The sequence below is a fragment of the Aliiglaciecola sp. M165 genome, assembly GCF_007197995.1.
Classification (GTDB): Bacteria; Pseudomonadota; Gammaproteobacteria; order Enterobacterales; family Alteromonadaceae; genus Aliiglaciecola.
Map to the genome: position 1 here is coordinate 625030 of NZ_VKKH01000004.1, position 9115 is coordinate 634144.

Annotated in this window: 4 protein-coding genes, 2 tRNA genes and 3 rRNA genes; 2 read left to right on the forward strand and 7 right to left on the reverse strand. The window is 44.7% G+C overall.

The window, feature by feature from the left end:
• Nucleotides 1-127: 127 nt before the first annotated feature.
• Together FM019_RS10080 and FM019_RS10085 are read left to right on the forward strand one after the other, a co-directional pair.
• Nucleotides 128-694 carry a GNAT family N-acetyltransferase gene (locus tag FM019_RS10080; RefSeq protein ID WP_143835774.1) on the forward strand — a complete coding sequence of 189 codons (567 nt, stop codon included), beginning with the start codon at nucleotides 128-130 and terminating at the stop codon, nucleotides 692-694.
• Nucleotides 695-701: 7 nt separating this feature from the next.
• Nucleotides 702-1244, forward strand: coding sequence for a RidA family protein (locus FM019_RS10085; protein ID WP_143835775.1), 543 nt, complete (start codon nucleotides 702-704; stop codon nucleotides 1242-1244).
• A gap of 117 nt (nucleotides 1245-1361) precedes the next feature.
• Here FM019_RS10085 and FM019_RS10090 read toward each other — a convergent pair whose 3' ends face one another.
• From FM019_RS10090 to FM019_RS10115, 7 genes are all read right to left on the reverse strand, one after another.
• The gene (locus FM019_RS10090; RefSeq protein WP_143835776.1) at nucleotides 1362-1670 is read right to left on the reverse strand and encodes a hypothetical protein; all 309 of its coding nucleotides are present in this window, start codon (nucleotides 1668-1670) and stop codon (nucleotides 1362-1364) included.
• Between the two features lie 167 nt (nucleotides 1671-1837).
• The gene (locus tag FM019_RS10095; RefSeq protein WP_143835777.1) at nucleotides 1838-2896 is read right to left on the reverse strand and encodes a helix-turn-helix domain-containing protein; all 1059 of its coding nucleotides are present in this window, start codon (nucleotides 2894-2896) and stop codon (nucleotides 1838-1840) included.
• Between the two features lie 809 nt (nucleotides 2897-3705).
• A 5S ribosomal RNA gene (gene rrf / locus FM019_RS10100) occupies nucleotides 3706-3821 on the reverse strand.
• Nucleotides 3822-3937: 116 nt separating this feature from the next.
• Nucleotides 3938-7325: ribosomal RNA gene (locus FM019_RS20915) — 23S ribosomal RNA — on the reverse strand.
• Between the two features lie 1043 nt (nucleotides 7326-8368).
• Nucleotides 8369-8445, reverse strand: a tRNA-Ile gene (locus FM019_RS10105).
• A 338-nt stretch (nucleotides 8446-8783) separates the two neighbouring features.
• Nucleotides 8784-8859 (reverse strand) — tRNA-Ala (locus tag FM019_RS10110).
• Nucleotides 8860-8978: 119 nt separating this feature from the next.
• A 16S ribosomal RNA gene (locus FM019_RS10115) occupies nucleotides 8979-9115 on the reverse strand; the annotation flags it as partial.

Sequence of the window (9115 nt, forward strand, 5' to 3'; positions counted from 1 at the left end):
AGTGAAAAACCGGCTATTGCGCCGGTTTTTTTGTGTTTGAAATACCGTTCCGACAGATCAAATCATTGCATCCATAGTGAATTCGGCAATAATGAGTTAAGCAACACTCATTCGCACGTAGGTAAGCATGCCTTTAACATCATTTCCAAATCTAGCTACTCTAAGACTCACGTTAAACCAACTTACGTTACAAGATAGAGACGAATTGTTTGCTATTTTTTCTGACCCTCGCGTCATAGAGCACTACGATGTAGAGCGTTTCAAAGACCCGGACGAAGCAGTAAAACTTGTTGAATATTTTGATGCTCGGTTTGACAGTGATACTGGAATTCGCTGGGCAATAAGAGAAAATCACTCGGGTCAATTTGTAGGAACTTGTGGCTTTACCCATTGGAACCAATACGATCATAGTGCGGTCATTGGCTATGAACTATCGCCAATGTTTTGGGGAAAAGGTTATGCCAGAGAAGCGATACATCAAATTTGTCAGTTTATATTTGATGAAAACTTTCATTTTTATGTGCATCGTATTGAGGCATTAATACTACCCAGTAATTTGCCGTCACAAACGCTTGTCAAAAAACTCGGGTTTAAACTTGAAGGAACCCTAAAAGAAAAATGCTATTGGAACGGGGACTTCCATGATATGCAGATGTATGGGTTAATACGTGGCAACCTTACACTTTCGGAGTAAAAGAAATATGCCGATTACTAAGCTAAAAATCCCGTCCGTTACACTACTAACGTTATTCGCTCTTTGTTCCTTTTTTGTTGGTGCCGAGCATTCTCCAGATCACAAACTTAAATCCATGGGTATTGAATTACCAACACCATCCACACCTGTCGCCAACTATGTACACGCAGTTAGAACAGGTAACCTGGTGTTTATGGCAGGTCATGGTCCAGTTGATAGTAACGGTCAACTTATCAAAGGAAAGCTAGGAAAAGACACCTCTGTTGAGGAAGGTTATAGAGCCGCCAGAGCTGTAGCAATAGGTATCCTGGGCTCTTTAAAAAAAGAAATTAAAGATCTAAATAAGGTAGTACGTATTGTTAAAGTAACAGGCATGGTCAATTCAACCGACGACTTCACGCAGCACCCCGAAGTCATCAATGGTTTTTCTGATTTTATGGTTGAAGTATTTGGCGCTAAGGGCAAGCATGCAAGGGCTGCGGTCGGCATGAATTCGCTGCCAAGAGGAATGGTGGTTGAAATTGAAATGGTAGTAGAAGTTAGCAACTGATTTTTTATTAAGTATGGCGGTTGGCTAGTTAATAGCTGGTCCTTTGCGACAAGCAAAAACCAATGGGAAGAAAAGCGCCCTGCTTAATAATTCACTCGCAAGGCACATTTATTAACTTTAGACTTTATGAAAACCAACCGATTTATCCAGACTGACGACGCAAGAATATTTGCGCGCTTTTTTGGATTTTTGCTTTATTTTCATTTTCACAGTTGCGCCTTTTAGTCCTTTTGACCATTTAACTCTTTCACTAATAGACTTGATTGAGCCATCACCATATTTGCTATTAGCAGCAGATTCACACAGCGCAATGGCCTCTGCCAATACAACATCTTTAGCACTTTGCGTATTTGCTTGGACGGCACCAGTTGCTGTTAACAGCAAAGCGATTGAAACGATTAGAAAAGTAGAACGATAACGGCTCATGAGTTGCCCCTTAAATAAGTTGAATATGGCGTGTATGCCTGCTCGTCATTTAAGAAGTAAATCGTGGAAGCGTCTTATTGATATCAAAAACCTTAGTACAATTTCGAAATTCACTATGTTTTTTTGAAATCGGTCAGTTTTTAAATCTTATTTGGATACGCCTACGACTAATTTAAGCTCATTCTACGATATTCGGTAGGTGTCATTTCATTGATTGCTTTAAACGCTTTATTAAAGGTCGTCAACGAGGAATATCCTGACTCAATCGCGATTGTGGTAATAGGCAATCGCGCTTGTTCAGGATCGGTGAGTCTTACTGAGGCTTCTTTGATCCGAAAACGATTGAGATAATCATTAAAATTTCGAAAACCAAGGTGTTGGTTTATTAGCCTGCGTAAATGGTGCTCTGGTATGTCGATGTTGTCAGCCAAACTACGAATGGTTAGGTCATTATTCTTATAATACTCTTCTTTTTCCATGCAGTTTTTTAATGTATCTAGCCATTGTTGGTCTATAACACTGATATTTTCAGATTTGGGGTGAAATCTTTGCTGAGTTAGCCCCACCTCATCTATCGCTTGAATGAATCCGTCAGGATTGGCTACCATCATCCAAAAACTTACAACTAAGGCAATGAACATCATAGTGAGCAGAGTTGCCAATTTAAGACCATTGGGCGTATTACCGCTATAAATAATCTCTGCTGCCATCACAAAAATAACCAACAAGCCTGCCACACCTACAATCCCTAAGCGGATCTTACGTCTACACTCTACTAAATCATTGTCCCAGTTTCTGGTAACTGCATATAAGCCTAGGCAGACCAGCAAAGACTTTACGATGAAGTTTAAATAGAGAAAAGGTCCAGGATCGTTGTATATCTCCCCATGATTTTGAATGCACAACCCTAGGCCCATCGCAATGGTAATGAATAGAACTAAATAGTGTTTTGAATCCAATCTAAAAGGTGATTCTCTTGTTTGGAAAAAGGCCAAAGCAAATAACCAGAATAAAGGAGGAACCGTTGATGCAAACATTTGCAGGGTCAATACAAAAAGGTTATTGCCATCAACAACGCTAGCTACGATATGACTAGCCGAACCTAGCAACAAGAGCATTAGTATGCGTGCACTTAGCACTTCTCGATAATCAAATGCTAACTTACCAACTGAAAGAAGAGTAGCGCCAAGCGCGATACCAGCAGTGATCAATAGTAATTCTTGCAAAGTCTTACAGCCTTAATCCAATACCGTATTTCGTACATTCAATAATTATACTCAAGTAATTACAGTTAACATCGTAAAAGTTGTAATAAAAAATTCGATAATCTGTGCGTTAGTTTTGAGCTATTTTTTTAAAATCCCTTCATAGAGAACCGCGCACTTGACCTTTCCACAGGGGTCCCTGCACTGCGTGCGCGACATAAGAGCGTTTCGGGGACGACGTTTATCTCATTTTACTCTAGCATGGGGGTGAAGGCGGTTGTTGTTAACTTCGCAGAAGCGTTAACCGACTGAACGGGCGGCATGGATGCGTACGCGCACGGCCAGTGTGAAGACAGCTACAGGGAAGTATGACAACTAATTACTGACTACGAAGTAAAGAATTGCATGATCCGGATGGGTTAGGTTTCACCTTTGGAATTGCTCTTGCGCGCAGCGCTTTAGAGTAAGGCCACCTGATTAGGTGGCCTTTCTCTAAATAGGAGCCTGACACACTAGCGTGCGCGTGTAACTCCTCTCGCATGGGGGTGAAGGCGGTTGCCCTTAGCTTCGAAGAAGCGTTAACCGCCTGAACGACTGACCATGGATGGTCAGGCTGGAAGCATCCACATGGATGTGTGACACCTATCTATTGACTACGAAGTAAGGTATTGCATGATACTAGATGGGTTAGGTTTCCCCTTTGGAATTGCTCTTGCACGCAGCGCTTTAGAGTAAGGGCTATCCAATACTGTTTTTCAAACCTCAGGGTGTAAAAGGCTCTACATGCAAAAAAGGGCTACCCATATGGATAGCCCTTCTTCTAAATAGGAGTCTGGCAATGTGCTACTCTCACATGGGGAAACCCCACACTACCATCGCCGCTAATACGTTTCACTTCTGAGTTCGGAATGGAATCAGGTGGTACCGTATCGCTATGGTTGCCAGACATAAACTGGTTACAATTTCGAAAGCTGTGTAATCTCAAAGAGTCTGCGTACTCTATTTGTTTGTGTTGTCTTGTCACGTACACCCATCTTCCTAAGGAAGATATTTGGGTGTTGTATGGTTAAGTCTCACGGGCAATTAGTACAGGTTAGCTTAACGCCTTGCAACGCTTCCACACCCTGCCTATCTACGTCGTAGTCTTCAACAACCCTTTAGGATAGTTAAACTATCAGGGATGACTCATCTTGGGGCTCGCTTCCCGCTTAGATGCTTTCAGCGGTTATCGATTCCGAACGTAGCTACCGGGCAATGCCTTTGGCAAAACAACCCGAACACCAGCGGTTCGTCCACTCCGGTCCTCTCGTACTAGGAGCAGCTCCCCTCAATCATCCAACGCCCACACCAGATAGGGACCGAACTGTCTCACGACGTTCTAAACCCAGCTCGCGTACCACTTTAAATGGCGAACAGCCATACCCTTGGGACCGACTTCAGCCCCAGGATGTGATGAGCCGACATCGAGGTGCCAAACACCGCCGTCGATATGAACTCTTGGGCGGTATCAGCCTGTTATCCCCGGAGTACCTTTTATCCGTTGAGCGATGGCCCTTCCATTCAGAACCACCGGATCACTATGACCTACTTTCGTACCTGCTCGACGTGTCTGTCTCGCAGTTAAGCTAGCTTATGCCATTGCACTAACCTCACGATGTCCGACCGTGATTAGCTAACCTTCGTGCTCCTCCGTTACTCTTTGGGAGGAGACCGCCCCAGTCAAACTACCCACCAGACACTGTCCACAACCCCGATTAGGGGCCAATGTTAGAACATCAAACATACAAGGGTGGTATTTCAACGGCGGCTCCACACAATCTAGCGACTATGCTTCAAAGCCTCCCACCTATCCTACACATGTAGGTTCAATGTTCAGTGCCAAGCTGTAGTAAAGGTTCACGGGGTCTTTCCGTCTAGGTGCGGGTACACAGCATCTTCACTGCGATTTCAATTTCACTGAGTCTCGGGTGGAGACAGCGTGGCCATGATTACGCCATTCGTGCAGGTCGGAACTTACCCGACAAGGAATTTCGCTACCTTAGGACCGTTATAGTTACGGCCGCCGTTTACCGGGGCTTCGATCAAGAGCTTCGCTTACGCTAACCCCATCAATTAACCTTCCGGCACCGGGCAGGCGTCACACCGTATACGTCATCTTTCGATTTAGCACAGTGCTGTGTTTTTAATAAACAGTTCCAGCCACCATTTCACTGCGGCCCTCATTCGCTTAGGAAGCAAGTTCCATCACAAACAAGGGCGTACCTTCTCCCGAAGTTACGGTACGATTTTGCCGAGTTCCTTCACCCGAGTTCTCTCAAGCGCCTTAGTATTCTCTACCTGACCACCTGTGTCGGTTTGGGGTACGGTTCGATATATCATAAGTTTAGAGGCTTTTCCTGGAAGCAGGGCATCAACAACTTCGTTTCCGTAGAAACTCGTCTCGTGTCTCAGGTTTAATGTCGAACCGGATTTACCTAATTCAACGCCCTACGCACTTTCACTTGGATAACCAACACCAAGCTTGTCTAGCCTTCTCCGTCCCCCCTTCACTGATATATCAAGTACGGAAATATTAATCCGTTTCCCATCGACTACGCATCTCTGCCTCGCCTTAGGGGCCGACTTACCCTGCCCTGATTAGCATGGGACAGGAAACCTTGGTCTTCCGGCGTGGGGGTTTTTCACCCCCATTATCGTTACTCATGTCAGCATTCGCACTTGTGATATGTCCAGCAAGCCTCACAGCTTGCCTTCAGCCACTTACACAACGCTCCCCTACCCAGCAGACATCCTTAAAACCACTTACTTATCTTTATCTCCTCACATCTCTCGACGTTTCGAAAAACGCTTTACCAGCAGGTGACAAAAAANNNNATGGGACAGGAAACCTTGGTCTTCCGGCGTGGGGGTTTTTCACCCCCATTATCGTTACTCATGTCAGCATTCGCACTTGTGATATGTCCAGCAAGCCTCACAGCTTGCCTTCAGCCACTTACACAACGCTCCCCTACCCAGCACAAATAAATGCGCTGCCGCAGCTTCGGTATATTGCTTAGCCCCGTTACATCTTCCGCGCAGGCCGACTCGACTAGTGAGCTATTACGCTTTCTTTAAAGGGTGGCTGCTTCTAAGCCAACCTCCTAGCTGTCTTAGCCTTCCCACATCGTTTCCCACNTTAAGTGATGTCTGCTGCCGCAGCTTCGGTATATTGCTTAGCCCCGTTACATCTTCCGCGCAGGCCGACTCGACTAGTGAGCTATTACGCTTTCTTTAAAGGGTGGCTGCTTCTAAGCCAACCTCCTAGCTGTCTTAGCCTTCCCACATCGTTTCCCACTTAGCAATATTTTGGGACCTTAGCTGGCGGTCTGGGTTGTTTCCCTCTTCACGACGGACGTTAGCACCCGCCGTGTGTCTCCCGGATAGCACTCTTTGGTATTCGGAGTTTGCAAAGGGTTGGTAAGTCGGGATGACCCCCTAGCCTTAACAGTGCTCTACCCCCAAAGGTGTTCGTCCGAGGCGCTACCTAAATAGCTTTCGGGGAGAACCAGCTATCTCCCGGTTTGATTGGCCTTTCACCCCCAGCCACAGGTCATCCCCTAACTTTTCAACGTTAGTGGGTTCGGTCCTCCAGTTGATGTTACTCAACCTTCAACCTGCCCATGGCTAGATCACCGGGTTTCGGGTCTATACCTAGCAACTCAACGGGCAGTTAACCCTCGCTTTCACTACGGCTCCCCTATTCGGTTAACCTTGCTACTAAATATAAGTCGCTGACCCATTATACAAAAGGTACGCAGTCACCCTATCACTAAGCACCCTGCTGCTTGATTTCGCGGTTGACCATTGGCTGGCTTCGCCAGGTCAATGTTAATCGCGCCAAACAACAAGCACTTCGTGAGCAATATCACTAAAGGCACTTAGTGATAGGGCTCCCACTGCTTGTACGTATACGGTTTCAGGTTCTATTTCACTCCCCTCACAGGGGTTCTTTTCGCCTTTCCCTCACGGTACTGGTTCACTATCGGTCAGTTAGGAGTATTTAGCCTTGGAGGATGGTCCCCCCATCTTCAGTCAAGATAACACGTGTCCCGACCTACTTAATATGGACAATACAACGCTTCGTGTACGGGGCTATCACCCGGTATCGCCATGCTTTCCAACATGTTCCACTACTTTGTATCGCCTCGGCTGCTCCCCGTTCGCTCGCCGCTACTAGGGGAATCTCAATTGATTTCTTTTCCTAAGGGTACTTAGATGTTTCAGTTCCCCTCGTTTGCCTCTACAACCTATGTATTCAGTTGCAGATAGTCCCTAAGGACTGGGTTTCCCCATTCGGACATCTGTGGCTCAAATGCGTTTTGTCAACTCACCACAGCTTTTCGCAGACTTACACGTCCTTCATCGCCTCTAACTGCCTAGGCATCCACCGTATACGCTTAGTCACTTAACCATACAACCCCAAATATCCTGCCGCTTTGCTTCCTATGCTGCGTGGCTCTTCAATCTCGCTCAGTTACATACACACAACGTATGCGCCTTCACTCGATTTTCGTATCCACTTGCCTAGAAACCAAATCGTTGAATATTCCGCTAAAGACATGAATGATTAACGGTTTACTCGTTGGTTTGATTTGCGCCTTTTTATTCACAAATCATAGGTGCCAATTTAATGGCTTGTGTATGCGTGACAAGCTAATCACAAAATCAGATAGAGTACGCTTGAAGATTGCTCTTCATATTACTCTTTGTTTTTTGATTNCTTAACCATACAACCCCAAATATCCTGCCGCTTTGCTTCCTATGCTGCGTGGCTCTTCAATCTCGCTCAGTTACATACACAAAACGTATGCGCCTTCACTCGATTTTCGTATCCACTTGCCTAGAAACCAAATCGTTGAATATCCCGCTAAAGACATGAATGATTAACGGTCTACTCGTTGGTTTGATTTGCGCCTTTTTATTCACAAATCATAGGTGCCAATTTAATGGCTCGTGTATGCGTGACAAGCTAATCACAAAATCAGATAGAGTACGCTTGAAGATTGCTCTTCATATTACTCTTTGTTTTTTGATTACTTTATCAGCTTTCCAAATTGTTAAAGAACATGAGGATGTTTTACTTTCCTCTTAAGGTTTAAAAAACCCTAATCAATAACTGCTTTGNTTTGCGCCTTTTTATTCACAAATCATAGGTGCCAATTTAATGGCTTGTGTATGCGTGACAAGCTAATCACAAAATCAGATAGAGTACGCTTGAAGATTGCTCTTCATATTACTCTTTGTTTTTTGATTACTTTATCAGCTTTCCAAATTGTTAAAGAACATGAGGATGTTTCACTTTCCTCTTAAGGTTTAAAAAACCCTAATCAATAACTGCTTTGTAACATCTATTGATTAAGGCTTTACTTCCACTGCCTGAGCGATGCGCATTCCCCCACTTTATTTACTTCCTCAACTAAGGTAAAAACCTCAGACCTTTAGCAAGTAGGAAAATGGTAGGCTTGGGCAGACTTGAACTGCCGACCTCACCCTTATCAGGGGTGCGCTCTAACCAGCTGAGCTACAAGCCTAATGCTTGCATCGTTCTTCTTCATTCAACAACAAAACAATCTGTGTAGGCACTACATCNTCACAAAATCAGATAGAGTACGCTTGAAGATTGCTCTTCATATTACTCTTTGTTTTTTGATTACTTTATCAGCTTTCCAAATTGTTAAAGAACATGAGGATGTTTTACTTTCCTCTTAAGGTTTAAAAAACCCTAATCAATAACTGCTTTGTAACATCTATTGATTAAGGCATTTTTTACATCTACCAACCTTTAGCGAGTAAGCAAATGGTCAGGAAGGTTCCCTTCCGGTGAAGCCATTTGGTACGCCCACTTGCAACGCAAGTGCTTGTAGGTAGATGGTGGAGCTAAGCAGGATCGAACTGCTGACCTCCTGCGTGCAAGGCAGGCGCTCTCCCAGCTGAGCTATAGCCCCATTTGTCGTTTCAAGCTGGCGTTTATCCAACTCTTCACAATAAACAGTTATCGTTCTTCTTCATTCAACAACAAAACAATCTGTGTAGGCACTACATCACAACAGGCATTACCTTTGTGTAAGGAGGTGATCCAACCCCAGGTTCCCCTAGGGTTACCTTGTTACGACTTCACCCCAGTCATGAAACACAAAGTGGTGAACGTCCCCCCGAAGGTTAGACTATCCACTTCTTTTGCATCCCACTCCCATGGTGTGA